The organism is Ruegeria sp. HKCCE3926 (genome assembly GCF_017872515.1).
In the GTDB taxonomy this organism is placed as follows: domain Bacteria; phylum Pseudomonadota; class Alphaproteobacteria; order Rhodobacterales; family Rhodobacteraceae; genus Ruegeria.
The window spans coordinates 294,756-313,213 of the sequence record NZ_JAEDOU010000001.1 but is presented as its reverse complement, the minus strand read 5'-3'; the positions used below and the strand labels follow the sequence as shown (position 1 = coordinate 313,213).

Below are 18,458 nucleotides of genomic sequence, written 5' to 3'. Positions count from 1 at the left end.
CTCAGAATCGGACTACCGGTGCCAACAACCGGGGCGGACAACGCCGCCCCGAATGGGTCAAAGCGGAATATTGTCGTGCTTTTTCCATGGGTTCTTAAGCTGTTTGCCGCGCAAACTGGCAAAGGCTCTGGACACGCGCCGGCGGGTCGAATGCGGCATGATGACCTCGTCGACGAACCCGCGTTCGGCGGCGACAAAGGGGTTTGCAAACCGATCTTCATAATCGGCGACATGCTGTGCGGTCTTTTCCGCATCATGCAGATCTGCCCGGTGAATGATCTCGGTTGCACCCTTGGCACCCATCACCGCGATTTCGGCTGTCGGCCAGGCATAGTTGAAATCGCCGCGCAGGTGTTTGGACGCCATAACCACATAGGCACCGCCATACGCCTTGCGCGTGATCACCGTGACCTTGGGCACGGTCGCCTCGCCATATGCATAAAGCAGCTTTGCGCCGTGCTTGATCACGCCGCTATATTCCTGCTGTGTGCCCGGCAGAAAGCCCGGCACATCGACAAGCGTCAGGATCGGAATTTCGAAACAGTCGCAGAACCGCACGAACCGCGCCGCCTTGCGCGAACTGTCGATATCCAGACATCCCGCCAAAACCATCGGCTGGTTCGCCACCACACCTACGGTCTGACCTTCCAGCCGGATAAAGCCGGTGATGATGTTCTTGGCGAAATCTTCCTGAATTTCGTAGAAATCGCCTTCATCGGCTATTTTGGTGATGAGTTCCTTCATGTCGTAGGGCGTGTTCGGATTGTCCGGAACCAGAGTGTCCAGCGAATCCTCGATCCGGTGAGGGTCATCAAAGAACGGGCGCACCGGAGGTTTTTCGCGGTTGTTGAGCGGCAGGAAATCCACCAGACGGCGCACTTCTGCCAATGCTTCCACATCGTTTTCGAACGCGGCGTCGGCGACCGAGGACTTCTTGGTGTGGGTCGAGGCGCCACCCAGTTCTTCAGCCGTTACAACCTCGTTGGTAACCGTTTTGACCACGTCGGGGCCCGTCACGAACATGTAAGACGAGTCTTTGACCATAAAAATGAAGTCAGTCATCGCGGGGCTGTAAACCGCACCGCCGGCGCATGGGCCCATGATCACGCTGATCTGCGGAACCACCCCCGAGGCCGTGATGTTGCGCTGAAACACTTCGGCATACCCGGCCAGCGAAGCCACGCCTTCTTGGATTCGCGCACCGCCCGAATCGTTGATTCCGACAATTGGTGCTCCGTTTTGCACCGCCATATCCATGATCTTGCAGATCTTCTGGGCATGCGTCTCGGACAGCGACCCACCAAAGACCGTAAAGTCCTGGCTGAACACATAGACCATGCGGCCGTTGATGGTACCCCAGCCGGTGACAACGCCATCACCTGCAGGTTTTTGTTTTTCCATTCCGAATTCGGTGCATCGATGACTGACGAACATGTCGAATTCTTCAAAGCTGCCCTCATCCAGCAACAACTCGATCCGCTCTCGCGCCGTCAGTTTTCCGCGCGCATGCTGGGCATCAATCCGCCTCTGCCCGCCGCCCAGTCGTGCGTCGTTGCGGCGGTTTTCCAACTCGGAAAGGATGTCTTTCATGACGATTATCCCCTGTAAAATTTGCCGGGACCCTACCCCTTTGCGCCTCTCATCCAAAGCCCTTTTCGGCAAATTTGCAAATATTCAGCAACAACAATCTGGATAACTGTAAACTTGCAAAGTCTCTTATTGAGATCGCTGGATTGCTGGCAATCCCAAATTCCATGACTATACATGTGAACCATGCAGTTCAGCTCTCGCGCGGTTCGCCGCACACCACCCACATTGGCGACACTGGTATTGCTCGCGGGCTTGTCTGCGCTGAGCATGAACCTGTTTCTGCCGAGCCTGCCGAACATGGCCGCGTATTTTGGCGCCGATTACAAGGTCATGCAGCTGTCGATCGCGCTGTATCTTCTGGTCAATGCCGTTCTGCAAATCCTGATTGGGCCGCTCGCCGACAAGGCAGGTCGCAGGCCAGTTCTGCTGTGGGGGATCGGCTTGTTCCTGCTGGCCACGCTTGGATGCATCTATGCCCCCAACGTTGAAATCTTTCTGGCGTTCAGAATGTGCCAGGCGGTCGTGGTTGTCGGCATGGTTCTCAGCCGAGCCGCGGTAAGGGATATGTACGATCAGGATCAGGCGGCATCGATGATCGGATATGTGACAATGGGTATGGCCGTGGTCCCGATGATCGGCCCGGCGATCGGCGGGCTGCTGGAGGAAAGCTTTGGCTGGAAAGCGAATTTCTGGCTGCCTTTCGCCCTGGGTGGATTGACGCTTGCCTTGACCTTCGCGGATTTTGGCGAAACGTCAGCCAAAAGCGGCAAGACCCTTGTTCAGCAGTTCAAGGAATACCCTGAACTTCTGACCTCGCCACGGTTCTGGGGCTATTCACTGTCCTGCGCGTTGTCTTCGGGCACCTTCTTTGCCTATCTCGGTGGCGCGCCCTTTATTGGAACCGAGCTGTTCGGACTAAGCGCGGCACAGGTCGGCATTTATTTTGGTGCACCGGCAGTCGGTTATTTTGTTGGCAACTTTCTGAGCGGTCGTTTTTCCATGCAGATTGGCATCAACCGGATGGTGCTGTGGGGCAGCCTGCTGAACGCTTTGGGTGTCGCGCTTTCAGCATCCTTGTTCCTCACAGGTCTGGGCACCGCACTCAGCTTTTTCAGCTTGATGACCTTTGTGGGCGTCGGAAACGGCATGGCCATTCCCAATGCCACTTCCGGCGCATTGTCTGTTCGTCCGCATCTGGCCGCAACCGCCTCGGGGCTGAGCGGCGCAATCATGCTGGGGGGCGGCGCGGGCCTGAGCGCGCTGGCAGGCACCCTGCTGACCCGGGAAACCGGAGCCATGCCGTTGCTCTGGCTGATGCTCACCTCCGCAGTTCTGGCGATTTTCGCAATTGGATCCGTCATTCGGCGAGAACGGCAATTGGGGCTGTGACCACTTGCCCCGAAAACTTTGCAAAGTTAGTCTTCCAAAATAGAAAATTTGCAAAGGTACCTCATGGCCACCCAAAAGCTCTATGCCGGCGCGAAACTGCGTGAAATGCGCACGCGACTGGCCCTGACACAACGCGAATTCGCGGCGAAACTGGGTGTTTCACTCCCATATCTGAACCAGATGGAGAACAACAACCGGCCGATCTCGACCACGGTTGTGTTGGCTCTGGCACAAGAATTCGGCATGGATGTCACCGAGCTCAGCACCGGCGACAGCGAGCGACTGGTGTCGGACATGCGCGAAGCTTTGGCCGACCCGGTTTTTGCGGATATTCTGCCGCCACTTGCCGATTTACGCCTGACGGCATCAAACGCCCCGGCATTGGCCCGCGCATTTATCGAGCTGCACAAAACCTACCGGCAAACGCATGAACGCCTCGCGTCACTGGACGAAGCTTTGGGGCGGGAAGACGCCCGAATGCAGGCCAGCCCTTGGGAAGAGGTGCGGGACTTCTTCCACTATTGCGACAACTATATCGACGCCGTGGACCGGGCGGCAGAGCTGTTCGCCAATCGCGCGGAAAACCCGGGCAGTATCCGGCAGGCGGCTTTGAACAGCCTGACTGAGCGCGGCATTCAAGTGATGTTCTCTGACATCGCCCCTTTGCGCACCTATGACGCTGAAAGCAAAATCCTGCGCCTTTCCTCCCGCTCGACTCCGCAAACGCAAGTTTTTCAACTGCTGTTGCAGGTCGCATTGATCAGTCAGGACAAGCTGCTGGAAGCGACACTGGATTTTGCCAAGTTCCAAAGCGAAGAGGCGCGGTCCATCGCCAAGATCGGCCTCGCCAATTATTTCGCCGGCGCTTCCTTGATGCCCTACTCCGCATTCCTGACCGCCGCTCAGGAAGAGCGCCACGATCTGGAGCTGCTCAGCAACCGGTTCGGCGCATCGATTGAGCAGGTTGCGCATAGACTGTCGACGCTGCAACGCCCCGGTGCAAAAGGTATCCCGTTCTTTTTTGTCCGCGTGGATCAGGCCGGAACAATCACGAAACGGCACTCGGCCACGCGTCTGCAATTTGCACGGTTTGGTGGCGCATGCCCCCTTTGGAACGTGCATCGGGCCTTTGAAACGCCGGGCCATTTCCTTCGGCAACTGGCAGAAACGCCGGATGGTGTGCGTTATATCTCGCTGGCTCGGGATGTGTCGAAATCAGGTGGTTCATTCGGCGCACCGGTCAGGCGGTACGCAATTGCGCTGGGGTGCGAGGTACGCCACGCCCCGGCGCTCGTGTATGCCGACAACCTCGACATAAACAACGCCAGCGCTTACGAGCCCATCGGCATTTCCTGCCGCATCTGCGAGCGGCAAAACTGCCATCAGCGCTCGGTCCCGCCGCTGGAACGTCGGCTCAGCATCGACACCCATACGCGCGGCACCCTGCCATACGAAGTCACCTGAGTTCGTATGGCCAGAAATTAACCGGGGGAGCCCCGACCGGGGCCGGGAAAGGACAGGGACAGTATCCCCCGGCCATAATGTTCAGGCCTTGGACAAAATCGCCCAGATTTCGTCTTTCAGCGCTGCCCGCTTCTTGCGCAAATCAACTTCGGCCAGGTCTTCCATGGGTTCGACGTTGGTTTCAGCCCGATGCACAACGCGATTGACCTCGTGATACTCATCAGCCAGACGGGCAAAATGCGCGTCCGTTTGCTTGAGCTGGCTCATCAGTTCAACCTTGTCCGGAAACTCTTCGGCCAGTTCATGCGGGGTGTGGGACATGTCTGTTCGCTCCTTAATATGTCGTTGCATATCAGTGGTAGAAGCGTGACGCGCCGCCCACTTTGACGCGGATCAATTTCATACAGTAAAAATTCAGAATTCAGCGTCGCGCAGCACGCCAACCCGCTGCACGTGCTTCGGCAGCAGAGCAAAACCATCGCTCGCCCTTGGCTGCGCTGATCCGGGTCTTGGAATAGTACCTCTGGCCCGGTTCGTGAAAGATCCTTTCGCCCTTTGACGAAACATTTCCTTTAATAATGCATACATCAGAGGATTTCGGTTTCTTGCGCGCCCTGTGCACCCAAGGCACCTGAATCTGAGTTTTGTGCAATCCCCTGCTTCCAGTCTTCGCAACCCGCTCGGCGCCTGCATACGTGTCCGAATACTTGCGGTACGCAAAGGCCAAGCCCTGCTCTACAATCTGGGTGGCGACGTCTTCGCGCTCCACGCTGCACCGAGCAACGATGCGACCGTAGCGATCCCGATCCACCGGGACACATGTGGTCATCCGTCCCTGAAACTGCTTCTGAACCATATGAGTGGCCCACGCCCCGCACGGCCAGCTTGATCCGTCGGAATCCTGACAGGTCTGATCCAGTTCGGGCGCATCGATACCGTGCAGCCGCACCCGAACACCACCGACATTCCAGGTGTCCGCATCGATTACGTGAACCCGACCCGCAAGGTGCTCTGCGGCATGGGTCAGACCTGGCAGCAGAAGAACAAAGGTTAAACAAATCTTTAACATGCCCCCGATATGCGCGGTATTTCACGCGCATTCAACCGGGGGCCGTTTGGAAAGGTTAACGTTGAGCGGTTGCCCAGTTGGGGTGAATCCACGGACGATCATTGGCCTTCGGCAACGGATCTTTGCCCAATAGCGAATCCGACACTTTTTCACCCACCATGATAGACGGCGCATTGAGGTTGCCGTTGGTGATCTGCGGAAAGATTGAACTGTCCGCAACGCGCAACCCGTCCACGCCGATGACACGGCCTTGGGGGTCGACTACCGCATTCTTGTCATCCGCGCGCCCCATCCGACACGTACCGCAGGGGTGATAGGCGCTTTCCGCATGCTCCGCGATAAAGGCGTTCAGCTCTTCATCCGTTTTGACAGCGGAACCGGGCTGAATTTCCTTGCCCGCAAAGGGCTTGAAGGCGGCTTGCCCAAAGATTTCGCGGGTCAGCCGGATACAGGTGCGGAAATCCTCCCAATCCTTTTCATGGCTCATGTAGTTGAACTTGATCACCGGCGCATCTGCGGCTTGGGCAGAGCGCAATGTGACCGCCCCGCGTGACGGGGACCGCATCGGGCCGACATGCGCCTGGAACCCGTGCCCCTCGGCAGCGGCCTGCCCATCATAGCGCACCGCTATCGGCAGGAAGTGGTATTGAATGTCGGGGTATTCCACGCCCGGCTTCGACCGGATGAACGCAGCGCTTTCGAACTGGTTCGATGCGCCCAGTCCCGTTTTGGTAAACAGCCATTGCGCCCCGATCAGGCCCTTGCTGAACAGGTTCCAGTGCTTGTAGAGCGTGATCGGTTGCAGCGACGCCTGTTGGATATACAGCTCAAGATGGTCCTGTAGGTTAGCACCAACCCCCGGGCGATCCGCCACGACGTCGATCCCATGCTCGGCCAGATGCGCCGCTGGGCCGATACCGGACAACATCAGCAGCTTGGGCGAATTGATCGACGATGCCGCCAGAACAACTTCGCGCCGGGCCTTGATGACCTCTTTCCTGCCGCCACGGATCAGTTCGACCCCTGTGGCGCGGCCGTTTTCCATGACAACCCGAGACGCAAGACCGCGCACGATATCGCAATTGTCGCGCTTGAGCGCGGGTTTCAGATAGGCATTCGCCGCAGACCAGCGCCGCCCTTTCCAGACGGTCTGCTCCATCGGGCCAAAGCCTTCCTGCTTTTCACCGTTGTAGTCGCCCGTGACTTCGTAACCGGCCTGCTGACCGGCATCCACAAAGGCCTGAAACAACGGGTTCTCGCGCGGGCCGCGCGACACGTGCAGCGGACCGTCAGTGCCGCGCCATGCCGGATCGCCCCCGTGGCCGCCGTCGTGCCAGGTTTCCATCCGTTTGTAATAAGGCAAAACATCCGCGTAAGACCAACCGTCAGCCCCCATTTCGGCCCAGGTATCGAAATCGCGCGCGTGGCCGCGAACATAGACCATGCCATTGATCGAGGACGACCCGCCGATCACCTTGCCGCGCGGACAGGCCAGGCGGCGGTTGTTCAGGTGCGGCTCGGGCTCGGACTGATAGCCCCAGTCATAGCGCGACATGTTCATCGGATAGCTCAGCGCCGCCGGCATCTGAATGAACGGCCCCATATCGGTGCCGCCGTGTTCGATCACCAGAACCGAGGCCCCGGCCTCGCTCAGACGATATGCCATTGCGCAGCCTGCGGACCCTGCGCCGACGATGACAAAATCTGCTTCCATTTCCACAACTCCTGCCCCGCCGAGAAGGTTGGATGCCTCCGGCGGGAGTATTTTCGAAAAGATGAAGAGGTTATTCGCCGCGTGGGAACCGGGCGTTTTCCTCGACGATGTTCAGATCCATGTGATTGCGCATGTAGCGTTCCGACGCTTTTTGCAGCGGCTGATAGTCCCACGGGTAGTATCCGCCCTGCCGCAGCGCTTCGTACACAACCCAACGCCGCGCCTGGCTGGCACGGACTTCGGCGTCGAAGCGATCCAGATCCCAACGGGCCTCGGATTTGGCACGCAGTGTTTGCAGCGTACCTGCGTGTTCGGGGCTGTCTGCCAGATTGTTCAGTTCGTGCGGGTCGGCCTCAAGATCAAACAACTGATCAGGGTCCAGCGCACAGCGGTTGTATTTCCACTTGCCATATCGCAACGAGACCAGCGGCGCGTAGGATGCCTCGGCCGCGTATTCCATGGCTACCGGTGTGGTTCGTTCTTCGCCCAGTGCCAACGGCACGAGGTTTTCGCCATCGGTCCAGGGGGCAATCTCGGCCATGTCTACGCCGGCCAGCGCCCCTAGGGTCGGCGTTACGTCAATTGTTGACACCGGAGCATCAATCCGGCCGGCGGGCAGATCAGGCGACGCGATCATAAGCGGCACTCGCGCCGAACCTTCGTAGAAGTTCATCTTGAACCACAGCCCGCGTTCACCCAACATGTCCCCGTGATCCGAAACGAAAAGGATGATCGCCTCTTGCCGGGTGGTTTCCAGCACTTCGAGGATTTCGCCTATCTTGTCGTCCAAATAGGAAATATTGGCGAAATAGGCGCGGCGCGACTTGCGGATATCTTCTTGGGTAATGTCGAAACTGCGCCAGTCATTGGCATCGAAGATGCGCTTGGCGTGGGGGTCCTGATTGTCATAACCCAGATCGGCGACCTCGGGCAGCAGATGTGCGCAATCTTCGTAAAGGTCCCAGTATTTGCGGCGGGCAACATACGGGTCATGAGGGTGCGTGAAGCTGACGGTCACGCACCACGGGCGGTCATCCTTGCCGCGTGCCAGATCATAAAGCTTGGCCTTGGCGTTATAGGCGACCTCGTCGTCATATTCCATCTGGTTGGAAATCTCGGCAACGCCCGCGCCGGTAACGGACCCCATGTTGTGATACCACCAGTCGATGCGTTCACCCGGCTTGCGGTAATCCGGGGTCCAGCCGAAATCGGCTGGGTAGATGTCGGTGGTCAGGCGGTCTTCGAACCCGTGCAGCTGATCAGGACCGACGAAATGCATCTTGCCCGACAGGCAGGTGTAATAGCCCGCGCGGCGCAGGTGATGCGCGTATGTGGGGATATCGCTGCGAAACTCGGCCGCGTTGTCATAGACGCCGGTTCGCGACGGCAATTGACCGGACATGAAGCTGGCCCGCCCGGGCGCGCACAAGGGCGACGCCGTGTAAGCGTTGGCAAATCGGGTTGACCGTTCCGCCAGTTTCTTCAGGTTCGGAGCGTGAAGCCAATCAGCGGGACCGTCTGGAAAGAGAGTCCCGTTGAGCTGATCCACCATCAGGATCAGAATGTTCGGTTTTGTCATTTTTCAGCCTCGAGCAGAGTGTTGAGCACACGCATCGCGTGGTTCACGGCCAGTTGCGGTTCTTCAGGGGCGCTGAGTGCGGCGCGGATGTACAGACCGTCAATCAGGGCAACCATGTTCTCGGCCGCCTCCTGCGGGTCAGCCAACTTGTGCCGCAGGGCGTGGGTCAGATTGGATTTGATGCGGGCCTGATAGATCTGCCACAGGCGCAGGGCATCATCATTTGTCTGAGCCAGCACATAGAAGGTCATCCATGCCGCGATCACATCGGGTGTGAAACAAGAAGGCGCAAAACACGCCCTGACGATCGCCTGCGCCCTTTGGTCCGGCGTAGCCGCTTTCAGCTCGCCCCTTGCTTCTTCGCCGAAGTCCGACAGGATCCGGCGCATGGCGGCCAGAAAGATCTGATCCTTGCCGCCGAAATAGTGATGCGCAAGCGCGCTGGACATGCCCGCACGTTTGGCAATCTGACTGACGGTTACATCAAGGGATTTCTTCACGCCCAGCTCAGCGATTGTCGCGCGAACAATCGCATCCCGGCGGATTGGCTCCATTCCGACTTTTGGCATCGTTCTCCCCTTGAGCAGGCGTCACGGGACCACGCTAGGGGGTTTTTATTGACTCGTCAATTAATGAAAAATCAGAAAGCGATGTCGTTACAGCTTCGGCGCAATACTCGGAGGCGTCAAGTCCTTGCGGTTCAACATGAATTCGCGCCACGATATAAAGCTCACGGCGGCAAGGATCAGCGTGCCGCCCGCGACAACCCACACGTCAACGCTTTCATGGAAAACCGCGGCGCCCAGGATCGTGGCCCATATCAGCTGAAGAAACGTCACCGGCTGCGTGACGGCCACTGGCGCCGCCTGAAGCGCCAGGGTCATGAAATAGTGCCCGGCGGTCGCAAAGCTGGCCACCAGAAAAAGAACCCCGATATCCCGCAGGCTTGGCTGCGTCCAAACGGCGATCGCAAAGGGTATCAAGGCAATGGTCACCCAGATCGATAGATGTGCCACAACGACGGCAGGCGGTACGTCTCGCACCAGAATCTTGGCCAATAAATACGACCCCCCAAGGGTCAGGGCCGTTCCCAGCATGGCCAGATGGCCTGATGACACTTCGCGAAACCCGGGCCGCAGGATGATCAGGACGCCAACCAGAGCGACCAAAATCGCAGCAATCCGGCGAAAGGCCAGCTTTTCGCCCAAAAACAGGGCCGCCCCCAGTGTGACGTAAACCGGAGTCATGTAATTCATGGCTGTAACTTCGGCCAGTGGGATCTGTGTCATCGCAAAGAACCAGAGCATGACCGCAACCGCATGCACGACGCCTCGCAGACCGAACAGCGTCAGCAGGCGGGGGGTCAGATGCGTCGCCATGATCGACCGCATGGCCGGCAACAGAAACACCAACCCCAGCACATATCGCAGAAAGGCGGCCTGGATGGAATTCATCGATGTGCCCAGCGACTTCACCAGCGCGGTCATCACAACAAAGGACAAGCCGGCGGCGAACATCCAGAACATGCCGGCAAGCGGACGGGACGATACGGTGGATGAAGTCATGTTCAAGGTTGAACACCGAAACCCGGCCGGGAACAACCCTTCACATGGTAACAAGTTTCAGCGCGATACCCAACATGACCACGCCAATCCCTGCGTCCAGCACCTGCCACGCCCTGGGGCGCGCAAAAACAGGCGACAGGATGCTTGCCCCATAGCCAAGCGAAAAGAAGAATACAAAGCTGGATGTCATCGCGCCGAGGGCGAAACCAAGCCGGTCGTCATATTGGGCCGAGATCGAGCCGATCAGCACGACCGTATCCAGATATACATGCGGATTCAGCCAGGTGAACGCGAAAACCGTCAGCAGCGCAGCCTTGAGGCTGGTTCGCTTGCCATTGCCGATTTCCATCACCGAACCACCCAGCCAGGACGACCGAAGACTGCGCAAGCCATACCAGGTCAGGAATGCCGCCCCACCGTATCGCATCACGGTTTCGAACCAGGGTGCGGCCTGTGCCAGTGTGCCAAAACCTGCTACGCCTGCTCCGATCAGGATGGCATCAGACACCGCGCAGGTCAGGCACAGAAAAAACACATGCTCGCGCCGCAGGCCCTGCCTCAGAATAAAGGCGTTCTGCGCCCCGATGGCGAGGATCAGGCTGAAACCCAGCGCGAAACCGGCGATCACGGATGTAGGCATGGTATCTCCTGCGTTGCCATTGCGTTGACTAATGGCCGCGATACGATCTATCAAATTAAAGATGTTGCCCTCAGTTAAGTTTTGCTAATGCTGCTGGACCCTCACCAATTGGCCGCTTTGTCAGCCATTCTGCGCCATGGCAGCTTTGATGCGGCGGCGGCGGAACTGGCTGTAACCCCTTCGGCGATATCCCAGCGGATAAAAGCGCTGGAGGATCGCGTGGGCGCCTCGCTCATCCATCGGGGAACCCCTTGCACCGGAACGCCAGCCGGGCAGCGCATCGCACGTTACGCTGAAGATGTCGGTCTGCTCGAGGCGCAGCTGGCACGGGAGTTGGCTCTGGTACAAGAACCCGGGTCCGCAAGGGTTCGCGTTGCGGTACCCGCCGACATTCTGGCCACCTGGTTCATTGACGCGATGGCGCGGGTGCCCGACCTGCTGTTCGACCTTGTGATCGACGATCAGGATCATTCTGCAGACTGGCTGAGGCGCGGCGAGGTCAGCGCCGCCGTCACTGTCGGCGGACAAACCGTGAGCGGTTGCGACGCGATTGAGCTGGGCGTGTTGAGGTATCTGCCCACCGCCAGCCCGGAATTTGTCAACACCTGGTTCAAGAACGGCGTGACCGAGGAAACCCTCAGCAAAGCGCCTTGCCTTGTCTTCAACAGGAAGGACGGTCTGCAAAAAGCGTGGATCGCACATCACACCGGCAAACATCTGTCACCGCCTTTCCACTTCCTGCCATCTTCGCAAGGGTTCGTTGATGCCGCAGTCGCCGGAATTGGCTGGGGCATGAACCCCGCAGCCCTTGTGCAAGACGCCATGGCGCGCGGACTTCTGAGCCCGATCGTTCCAGATGCGCCACTGGACATCGCGCTCAGCTGGCAGGTCGGGCGGGTTCTTGCCCCGGCGCTCAAACCCCTTACACAGGCAGTCCAGCATGCTGCGCAACGGGTTTTACTACCGTCACAAGGCAAATAGTCAGACTCATTCGATTGGAGGAACCAATGTTCTCGCGCGACGCCCTCAGTTATGACCCCATTCCCCTGCCCGACCGATGCGAGATCAGTGATGCGGACATGCAGGACGCGGCAGTGGCTTTTTTTGAAAAGATGCGGCGACGTCATACCGTTCGGGACTTCTCCACGCGCCCGGTGGCTCGTGACGTGATCGAAACCTGCCTGCGCACCGCGGGAACGGCCCCGTCAGGTGCAAACCACCAGCCCTGGCATTTTGCTGCCATCTCGGACCCCAAGCTGAAACTGCGCATCCGCGAGGAAGCCGAGGAAGAAGAGCGTCGCTTTTACGCGGGAGCGGCGGGCGATGAATGGATCAAGGCTCTGGAACCCATCGGGACAAACGCAGTCAAGGAACATCTGACCATCGCCCCGTGGCTGATCGTGGTCTTTGCCCAACGCTGGGGGCAATTCGAAGACGGGACGCGGTACAAGAATTACTATGTGCCAGAAAGTGTGAACATTGCCACCGGCTTTCTGCTGGCGGCGTTGCATCACGCCGGTCTCAGCACATTGACACATACCCCGAACCCGATGCGATTTCTGACCGATGCGCTGGGTCGGCCCGCTTCAGAGAAACCGACAATGATCATCGCAGTTGGACATCCCTCGGAAACCGCGACCGTGCCGTCCGTTGCAAAGCTGAAAAAGCCCCTGGACGAGATTTCTTCCTTTTTCTAGGCGGAGCCGCATCAGCCCTGTGTGCCAGAGGCGTCCTTTCGGCCCGGCGACATCGTCAGATAGCATGTCACGCAGGCCACCAGGCTGGCCGCGACTATGAACCCGACGGCCAATGCAACCTCGTGCATATGGGCGACCGCGGCCAGAGCCGCCGAAAGCAGCACCGCCAACAAACGGGTAAAAGACTTGATCGCGGCTGATCCCTGAACGCGCTGTTCCTTGGGCGCGACGTCCAGGAAATAGAGCTTGCGCGCGCTGCTGATCCCGGTCACCGCAACGGTGACGACAAACAGCGCGATCGCGTGCAGATGCACATCGTGATCGATACCCAAGTCGTGAAATGCCAGAAGAACGCCACCGGTTGCGGCCACCATCAGTGTCCCGACCACCATGACGGCACGATGAGACTTCATGTTCACGACCTGCCACAAAGGCCCGGACACAAGATAGCCCGAAGCAGATGAAACAATCATCGCGGTCAGTCCCTTGGCCGAGCTGTGATGCGCCTCGGCCGCGATCAGCGCGAAGAACGGGACAGAGAGCGAAACAGCCACCAAGAGCATTCGCATGACCATGTAACGCCGAAACCACGAGTATTCGAACATGCCCAGAATACCCCGGGCATTGGCCTTGAACGACAGCTTTGCTGTGGGTCCGGTCTTGTTTGCCGACTCCGCCGAGCGGGCATTCTCTGTCATGGCCAGCATCAAAAGCCCTGACAGCATGAAGAACGCAACCGATACACCGATCATGGTTGAGTGGCGGGAAAAAGGTGGGTTTTCCTTGGTGATCTGATGCACCAGCATGGCAAGACCGATGGCACACAAGCCTCCGCCCCCAAGTTGCAGGTAATGCAGGACCATTCGCGAACGCGAGTGGACATGATCGCCCAGCAGATCGGTGAACATCAGGTTCTGAACCTCGTCCACAAGACCGATCACGAAAAATACCGCCACGAACACCACTGCGATCAACGGAACGATCCCGGTCGCGGCGGCCACCATCGCCAAAACCAGACAGGATCCGATGATCGCTTCGGTCAGGGCAATGGCGCGTTTCTTTTGCGATTTCGCCGCGACGGATTGCGCCAGAAAGAAATCGGAAATCATGCTGCCAATCATTCGCACCGAAACCAGCGCGCCCGCCACGAACATCGGCAATTCGAATGACACGGCCAGAAACGGCAAAACCACCGATGGGCTGCCCAGAGTCCACGCAACCTGAGACACGATGCTCTGCCCAGCAAGAACCGGCACGTTTCGCTTGGCCTTTTCAGCAGTCGCATCCATCGCGGATCTTTCGGTGGTGTTGTCCCGGAAATTCCGGGTTTTTCCAGCCTATGCGTTTCGAAGGGTTCAGCCAACAACTCTTCAAAACTGTCCGAAAACGAAAAAACCCGGCCGTTGAGCCGGGTTTCGCCGTCAAGATCCGCAACAACTCAGAGCTGTGCCATCACCTCATCCGAGGCTTCGAAATTGGTCGTGACACGCTGCACGTCGTCATCGTCTTCCAGCGCGTCCACCAGCTTCATCAGCTTTTGCATGTCTTCCAGACCCAGCTCGGTCGTGGTGGTCGGCTTCCAGACCAATTTGGTGGATTCCGATTCACCCAGCGCGGCTTCCAACGCGTTCGAAACGTCGTTCAGATCCGTATCCGCACACCAGATGATGTGGCCATCCTCTGAACTTTCGACATCTTCCGCGCCGGCCTCGATGGCGGCTTCGAAAATGGTGTCTGCGTCACCCGCCGTTGCCGGGTAAATCACTTCGCCCTTGCGTTCAAACATAAACCCGACCGAGCCCGTCTCGCCCAGATTGCCGCCGTTCTTGGAAAAGGTCGAACGCACGGTCGACGCAGTGCGGTTGCGGTTGTCCGTCATGGTTTCAACAATCACGGCCACGCCGTTGGGGCCATAGCCCTCGTAGCGGATTTCTTCGTAATCGTCGCCTTCACCGGCGGTGGACTTTTTGATCGCGCGGTCAATCACATCCTTGGGAACCGAGTTCGACTTGGCCTCTTTCACGGCCAGACGCAAGCGCGGGTTCTTGTCGGGATCGGGGTCGCCCATCTTGGCGGCAACGGTGATCTCTTTCGACAGTTTGGAAAACAGTTTGGACCGCGCGGCGTCCTGACGCCCCTTGCGGTGCTGGATGTTGGCCCATTTTGAGTGGCCTGCCATAATGCGTCCTCGTCATCGTGATTGCGTGTTCGGCGCTCATATAGACGTTTGCAGGGGGCAGGATCAAGAGAGCGGCTTGCGACGGCTTCACCGACTAGTATGGTGACGGCATGACGACAGACCAGATCATTCTTTTTGCGCTTTTCATCACCGTCTTCGGAATGCTGCTGTGGGGCCGGTTTCGATACGACCTTGTGGCCTTTGCCGCGCTGATGATCGGCGTCGTGCTGGGCGTCGTGCCGGTGGATGAAGCCTTTGCCGGGTTCGGACACCCGGCCACCATCATCGTGGCGCTGGTTTTGGTGGTTTCTGCCGGTTTGGTCCGGTCCGGAGCAGTGTTCCTGATCACCCGCACGCTGGTGGATGCCTCGCGGGGTCTGGGCGCGCATATCGCCCTGATGGGTGGGATCGGTGCGGTTCTGTCGGCCTTCATGAACAACGTAGCGGCGCTGGCGCTGCTGATGCCCGTGGACATTCAGACCGCACGCAAGGCCGGACGATCAGTGGGCCTGTCGCTGATGCCGCTGAGCTTTGCCACTATTCTGGGGGGGATGGCGACGCTGATCGGCACACCTCCGAACATCATCATCGCGTCGATCCGGGCCGAAACACTGGGCGAGCCGTTTCACATGTTCGATTTTGCCCCGGTCGGTGGGCTGGCCGCGATCGCCGGTCTTGCCTTTGTCGCACTGGTAGGCTGGCGCCTGATCCCCAATCGCGGACCGCAGGCCGAGACATCGGAAACCTTGGCCGAGTACATCGCCGAGCTGACCGTTCCCCCGGAATCCGCCCATATCGGCAAACGGGTCAGCGAGCTTTATGAGGTGGCCGAGAAATCGGACGTGGCCATCATCGGATTAATCCGGGATGGCAAGCGTCGTTATGGCCGGTCGGCGCACGCTGTTTTACAAGAAGGTGACGCGCTGGTTCTGGAAGCCCGACCCGAAGCGCTGGACGAGTTTCGCGCGGCGCTCAATCTCGACTTTTCGGACACGCGCCGGCAGGAATTGCTGACGGCTGAGGGTGACGGGCTGGAAGTGATCGAAGTCGTCGTGCCGGAAAGCGCGCGCATCACAGGTCGCACGGCACAAGGGCTTGGGCTGGCCTGGCGGCAAAGCACCGTTCTGATGGGCATCTCACGCCAGGGGCGCAGGATCACCCAACAGGTCCGCAAGACCGAGGTGGAACCGGGCGATATCCTACTGCTGCTCTGCCCCCGCGACCGCGCTGCGGATGTTACGGAATGGCTGGGTTGCCTGCCCCTTGCCGGACGCGGGCTGAACGTTACTGCAAACGACAAGGCAGGGTTGGCCATCGGTCTGTTTGCCGCCGCTGTTTTGGCCGCAAGTGTAGGGTTGATCTATCTGCCCATTGCTTTGGGGCTGGTCGTGATTGCCTATGTATTGACCAAGATCATGCCGATCACCGACATTTACAATCACATCGAATGGCCGGTGGTCGTACTGCTGGGGTCTATGATCCCTCTGGGCAGTGCTTTGGAGACCTCGGGCGGCACCGAGCTGATCGCAAACGCCCTGATCCAGCTGACCGATGGTCTGCCCGCCTGGGCCATTCTGACCGTATTGATGGTTGTCACGATGACTCTGTCGGACGTGTTGAACAACACCGCCACCGCCATTGTCGCCGCGCCGGTCGGGATACAGATGGCACGCACGCTCGAGGTGTCACCCGACCCGTTCCTGATGACCGTGGCCGTTGCGGCCTCGGCTGCATTCCTGACCCCCATCGGGCACAAGAACAACACACTGGTTCTGGGGCCCGGCGGCTATCGGTTCGGAGATTACTGGCGCATGGGATTGCCGCTGGAAGTGCTGATCATAGCCGTTTCTGTTCCCGCCATTCTTGTATTCTGGCCGCTGTGACCGGTAAAGGCTGCGCATGAAACCCTTTTTGATCCTGCAACTGCGCCCCGAAACAGATGCGTCCGACGCCGAATATGCCTCGATCCTGAACCGGAGCGGGTTGTCTCCTGAACAGACGCATCGCATCCGTTTGGATTGCGACGACCTGCCAGAAGGGTTGGATGTCACGGAGTATGCCGGTGTCATCGTAGGCGGCGGACCGGGATGCGTCAGTGACGACCCGGCGACCAAATCCCCGCTGGATGCCCGGATCGAGGCTGCGATCATGGGATTGATGCCGCAGATCATCGCACAGGATCACCCATTCATGGGCTGCTGCTATGGCCTTGGCATTCTGGCGGCTTACCTGGACGGCGACGTCAGCAAGGCCCGGTATGGCGAACCCGTCGGACCATCCACGTGCCACCTGACCCCGGAGGGGCGGCAGGATCCGTTGACCGCCGGGTTGGAACCCACCTTCGACGCTTTCGTTGGCCACAAGGAAGCGGTTCAGGCTCTGCCAGAGGGATGCGTGCACCTTGTCGCGTCAGACCCCTGCCCGTTCCAGATGATCCGTTGGGGGCAGAACGTATACGCCACGCAGTTCCACCCAGAAGCCGACGCCAGGGATTTTGAACAGCGCATCAATATCTACAAGAACCACGGCTATTTCCCGCCTGAAGACGCGCAAAAACTAATCGACCACTGCCATTCGGCCGATGTCACGCAGCCGGGCGAGATCCTGCGCCGGTTCGTTCGGCGATACGAATGACCCAACGGCGCGGTTGCCTGCGCCTTGCCCCCTCGCATAGGCTGATCTGACGCAACTTTGGGAGGAGTTGTCCTTGGATTTGCTTTTGAATGTCGGCTTGCCGGTGTCGCTTGCCATTATCATGTTGTCTCTGGGCATCGGGCTGGAGGTGGCAGACTTCCGTCGTGTCCTGAGCCGACGACGCGCCTTTGCCATCGGGGCGGCAAGCCAGATTGTTCTCTTGCCAGTCGCGGCCTTTGTGACGGTCAAAATCTTTGCATTGCCCCCCGAGATCGCGGTTGGTTTCATGCTGCTCAGTTTTTGCCCGGGCGGCGTAACCAGCAACATCCTCTCCAAGCTCGCCAAAGCCGATGTCGCGCTTTCGGTCAGCCTGACCGCCGTGATCAGCCTTTTGTCGATGGTGACCGTGCCAATACTGGCCGCGTGGTCGATCAGGCACTTCATGGGCGACGAAGCCCCCGAGGTTTCGATCACCGGTCTGGCTGTTGCATTGTTTCTGATAACAACGCTGCCCGTGGCCATCGGGGTCGGAATTCGCAACTTTGCAACAGGGTTTGCAAACCACGTAGAGCCGGGATTGTCGACGCTCGCGACCGTTTTGTTCGTGCTGATCGTTGCCGCAGCACTGGCCGGGAACTGGCAATTGTTCGTCGACAATCTTGGCATCATGGGCGCAGGTTTGATTTCTTTGAATATCGCCCTGCTGTTCATCGGGCTCGGGCTGGCGCGGATATCAAACCTGTCCTGGAATGAGTGCAAGACGATCTCGATCGAAACCGGAATTCAAAACTCCACGCTGGGCATTACACTGGCGGCGCTGATCACGAATACCGAAAGCGGGTTCAGCCCGCTGGCCCTGCCCTCGGCAGTTTATGGCATTACGATGTACGCCGTGGTTCTGCCGTTTCTTGTCTGGTTCCGCAGGCGCTGAAAGGACC

17 protein-coding genes are annotated in these 18,458 nt (G+C 58.8%); 7 read left to right on the top strand and 10 right to left on the bottom strand.

Translation table 11 applies throughout. The features are described 5' to 3' along the window. Nucleotides 1-57: 57 nt before the first annotated feature. Nucleotides 58-1,590, bottom strand: a complete 1,533-nt coding sequence (locus tag I9184_RS01600) for an acyl-CoA carboxylase subunit beta (RefSeq protein ID WP_171630880.1) — start codon at nt 1,588-1,590, stop codon at nt 58-60. Between the two features lie 183 nt (nt 1,591-1,773). Here I9184_RS01600 and I9184_RS01595 point away from each other — a divergent pair, with 183 nt between their 5' ends. Both I9184_RS01595 and I9184_RS01590 read left to right on the top strand, forming a co-directional pair. Beyond that, on the top strand, nt 1,774-2,979 hold the full coding sequence (locus tag I9184_RS01595; RefSeq protein ID WP_171722879.1) for a multidrug effflux MFS transporter: 1,206 nt from the start codon (nt 1,774-1,776) through the stop codon (nt 2,977-2,979). A gap of 63 nt (nt 2,980-3,042) precedes the next feature. Further along, complete coding sequence (locus I9184_RS01590) at nt 3,043-4,443, top strand: helix-turn-helix transcriptional regulator (RefSeq protein WP_152458726.1); 1,401 nt, start codon at nt 3,043-3,045, stop codon at nt 4,441-4,443. A gap of 81 nt (nt 4,444-4,524) precedes the next feature. Here the strand turns inward: I9184_RS01590 and I9184_RS01585 are convergent, their stop codons facing one another. From I9184_RS01585 to I9184_RS01555, 7 genes are all read right to left on the bottom strand, one after another. Further along, a complete protein-coding gene (locus tag I9184_RS01585; protein WP_152458727.1) occupies nt 4,525-4,764 on the bottom strand; it encodes a YdcH family protein in 240 nt (79 codons plus the stop codon). Nucleotides 4,765-4,864: 100 nt separating this feature from the next. Further along, nucleotides 4,865-5,512 (bottom strand): thermonuclease family protein, encoded by a 648-nt coding sequence (locus I9184_RS01580; RefSeq protein ID WP_209832463.1) that lies wholly within the window; start codon nt 5,510-5,512, stop codon nt 4,865-4,867. 55 nt (nt 5,513-5,567) lie between these two features. Beyond that, nucleotides 5,568-7,226 (bottom strand): choline dehydrogenase, encoded by a 1,659-nt coding sequence (gene betA / locus I9184_RS01575; RefSeq protein WP_171722877.1) that lies wholly within the window; start codon nt 7,224-7,226, stop codon nt 5,568-5,570. A 70-nt stretch (nt 7,227-7,296) separates the two neighbouring features. Next, nucleotides 7,297-8,805 (bottom strand): choline-sulfatase, encoded by a 1,509-nt coding sequence (gene betC, locus I9184_RS01570; protein WP_209832461.1) that lies wholly within the window; start codon nt 8,803-8,805, stop codon nt 7,297-7,299. Further along, nucleotides 8,802-9,374: a transcriptional regulator BetI gene (gene betI / locus I9184_RS01565; RefSeq protein WP_171630867.1), complete on the bottom strand. Its 573-nt coding sequence runs from the start codon at nt 9,372-9,374 to the stop codon at nt 8,802-8,804. The genes betC and betI overlap by 4 nt, the downstream gene beginning before the upstream one ends. Nucleotides 9,375-9,461: 87 nt before the next feature. Beyond that, nucleotides 9,462-10,370, bottom strand: coding sequence for a DMT family transporter (locus tag I9184_RS01560; protein WP_171633757.1), 909 nt, complete (start codon nt 10,368-10,370; stop codon nt 9,462-9,464). Nucleotides 10,371-10,410: 40 nt separating this feature from the next. Next, nucleotides 10,411-11,010: a LysE/ArgO family amino acid transporter gene (locus I9184_RS01555; protein ID WP_171114801.1), complete on the bottom strand. Its 600-nt coding sequence runs from the start codon at nt 11,008-11,010 to the stop codon at nt 10,411-10,413. Nucleotides 11,011-11,097: 87 nt separating this feature from the next. On the opposite strand from I9184_RS01555, the gene I9184_RS01550 reads away from it, so the two are divergent. Both I9184_RS01550 and I9184_RS01545 read left to right on the top strand, forming a co-directional pair. After that, on the top strand, nt 11,098-11,991 hold the full coding sequence (locus I9184_RS01550; protein WP_209832458.1) for a LysR family transcriptional regulator ArgP: 894 nt from the start codon (nt 11,098-11,100) through the stop codon (nt 11,989-11,991). A gap of 26 nt (nt 11,992-12,017) precedes the next feature. Then, nucleotides 12,018-12,707, top strand: coding sequence for a nitroreductase family protein (locus I9184_RS01545; protein ID WP_171722874.1), 690 nt, complete (start codon nt 12,018-12,020; stop codon nt 12,705-12,707). Between the two features lie 11 nt (nt 12,708-12,718). On the opposite strand, the gene I9184_RS01540 is transcribed toward I9184_RS01545, so the two are convergent. Continuing rightward, entirely contained in the window at nt 12,719-13,996 is a 1,278-nt protein-coding gene (locus I9184_RS01540) for a permease (protein ID WP_171630859.1), read from the bottom strand. Nucleotides 13,997-14,145: 149 nt separating this feature from the next. After that, the gene (locus I9184_RS01535; protein WP_152458737.1) at nt 14,146-14,886 is read right to left on the bottom strand and encodes a YebC/PmpR family DNA-binding transcriptional regulator; all 741 of its coding nucleotides are present in this window, start codon (nt 14,884-14,886) and stop codon (nt 14,146-14,148) included. Nucleotides 14,887-14,996: 110 nt separating this feature from the next. On the opposite strand from I9184_RS01535, the gene I9184_RS01530 reads away from it, so the two are divergent. From I9184_RS01530 to I9184_RS01520, 3 genes are all read left to right on the top strand, one after another. After that, nucleotides 14,997-16,769 carry an SLC13 family permease gene (locus I9184_RS01530; protein ID WP_209832456.1) on the top strand — a complete coding sequence of 591 codons (1,773 nt, stop codon included), beginning with the start codon at nt 14,997-14,999 and terminating at the stop codon, nt 16,767-16,769. 16 nt (nt 16,770-16,785) lie between these two features. After that, on the top strand, nt 16,786-17,520 hold the full coding sequence (locus tag I9184_RS01525; protein WP_171722871.1) for a glutamine amidotransferase: 735 nt from the start codon (nt 16,786-16,788) through the stop codon (nt 17,518-17,520). A gap of 73 nt (nt 17,521-17,593) precedes the next feature. Then, on the top strand, nt 17,594-18,451 hold the full coding sequence (locus tag I9184_RS01520) for a bile acid:sodium symporter family protein (RefSeq protein WP_209832454.1): 858 nt from the start codon (nt 17,594-17,596) through the stop codon (nt 18,449-18,451). Nucleotides 18,452-18,458: the final 7 nt, after the last annotated feature.

Coding starts and splice junctions, on each gene's coding strand:
- I9184_RS01600 (WP_171630880.1), bottom strand. CDS start 1,590: ATGAAAGACATCCTTTCCGAGTTGGAAAACCGCCGCAACGACGCACGA.
- I9184_RS01525 (WP_171722871.1), top strand. CDS start 16,786: ATGAAACCCTTTTTGATCCTGCAACTGCGCCCCGAAACAGATGCGTCC.
- I9184_RS01590 (WP_152458726.1), top strand. CDS start 3,043: ATGGCCACCCAAAAGCTCTATGCCGGCGCGAAACTGCGTGAAATGCGC.
- betC (WP_209832461.1), bottom strand. CDS start 8,805: ATGACAAAACCGAACATTCTGATCCTGATGGTGGATCAGCTCAACGGG.
- I9184_RS01580 (WP_209832463.1), bottom strand. CDS start 5,512: ATGTTAAAGATTTGTTTAACCTTTGTTCTTCTGCTGCCAGGTCTGACC.
- I9184_RS01530 (WP_209832456.1), top strand. CDS start 14,997: ATGACGACAGACCAGATCATTCTTTTTGCGCTTTTCATCACCGTCTTC.
- I9184_RS01545 (WP_171722874.1), top strand. CDS start 12,018: ATGTTCTCGCGCGACGCCCTCAGTTATGACCCCATTCCCCTGCCCGAC.
- I9184_RS01555 (WP_171114801.1), bottom strand. CDS start 11,010: ATGCCTACATCCGTGATCGCCGGTTTCGCGCTGGGTTTCAGCCTGATC.
- I9184_RS01585 (WP_152458727.1), bottom strand. CDS start 4,764: ATGTCCCACACCCCGCATGAACTGGCCGAAGAGTTTCCGGACAAGGTT.
- I9184_RS01550 (WP_209832458.1), top strand. CDS start 11,098: ATGCTGCTGGACCCTCACCAATTGGCCGCTTTGTCAGCCATTCTGCGC.
- betA (WP_171722877.1), bottom strand. CDS start 7,226: ATGGAAGCAGATTTTGTCATCGTCGGCGCAGGGTCCGCAGGCTGCGCA.
- I9184_RS01560 (WP_171633757.1), bottom strand. CDS start 10,370: ATGACTTCATCCACCGTATCGTCCCGTCCGCTTGCCGGCATGTTCTGG.
- I9184_RS01595 (WP_171722879.1), top strand. CDS start 1,774: ATGCAGTTCAGCTCTCGCGCGGTTCGCCGCACACCACCCACATTGGCG.
- I9184_RS01540 (WP_171630859.1), bottom strand. CDS start 13,996: ATGGATGCGACTGCTGAAAAGGCCAAGCGAAACGTGCCGGTTCTTGCT.
- I9184_RS01535 (WP_152458737.1), bottom strand. CDS start 14,886: ATGGCAGGCCACTCAAAATGGGCCAACATCCAGCACCGCAAGGGGCGT.
- betI (WP_171630867.1), bottom strand. CDS start 9,374: ATGCCAAAAGTCGGAATGGAGCCAATCCGCCGGGATGCGATTGTTCGC.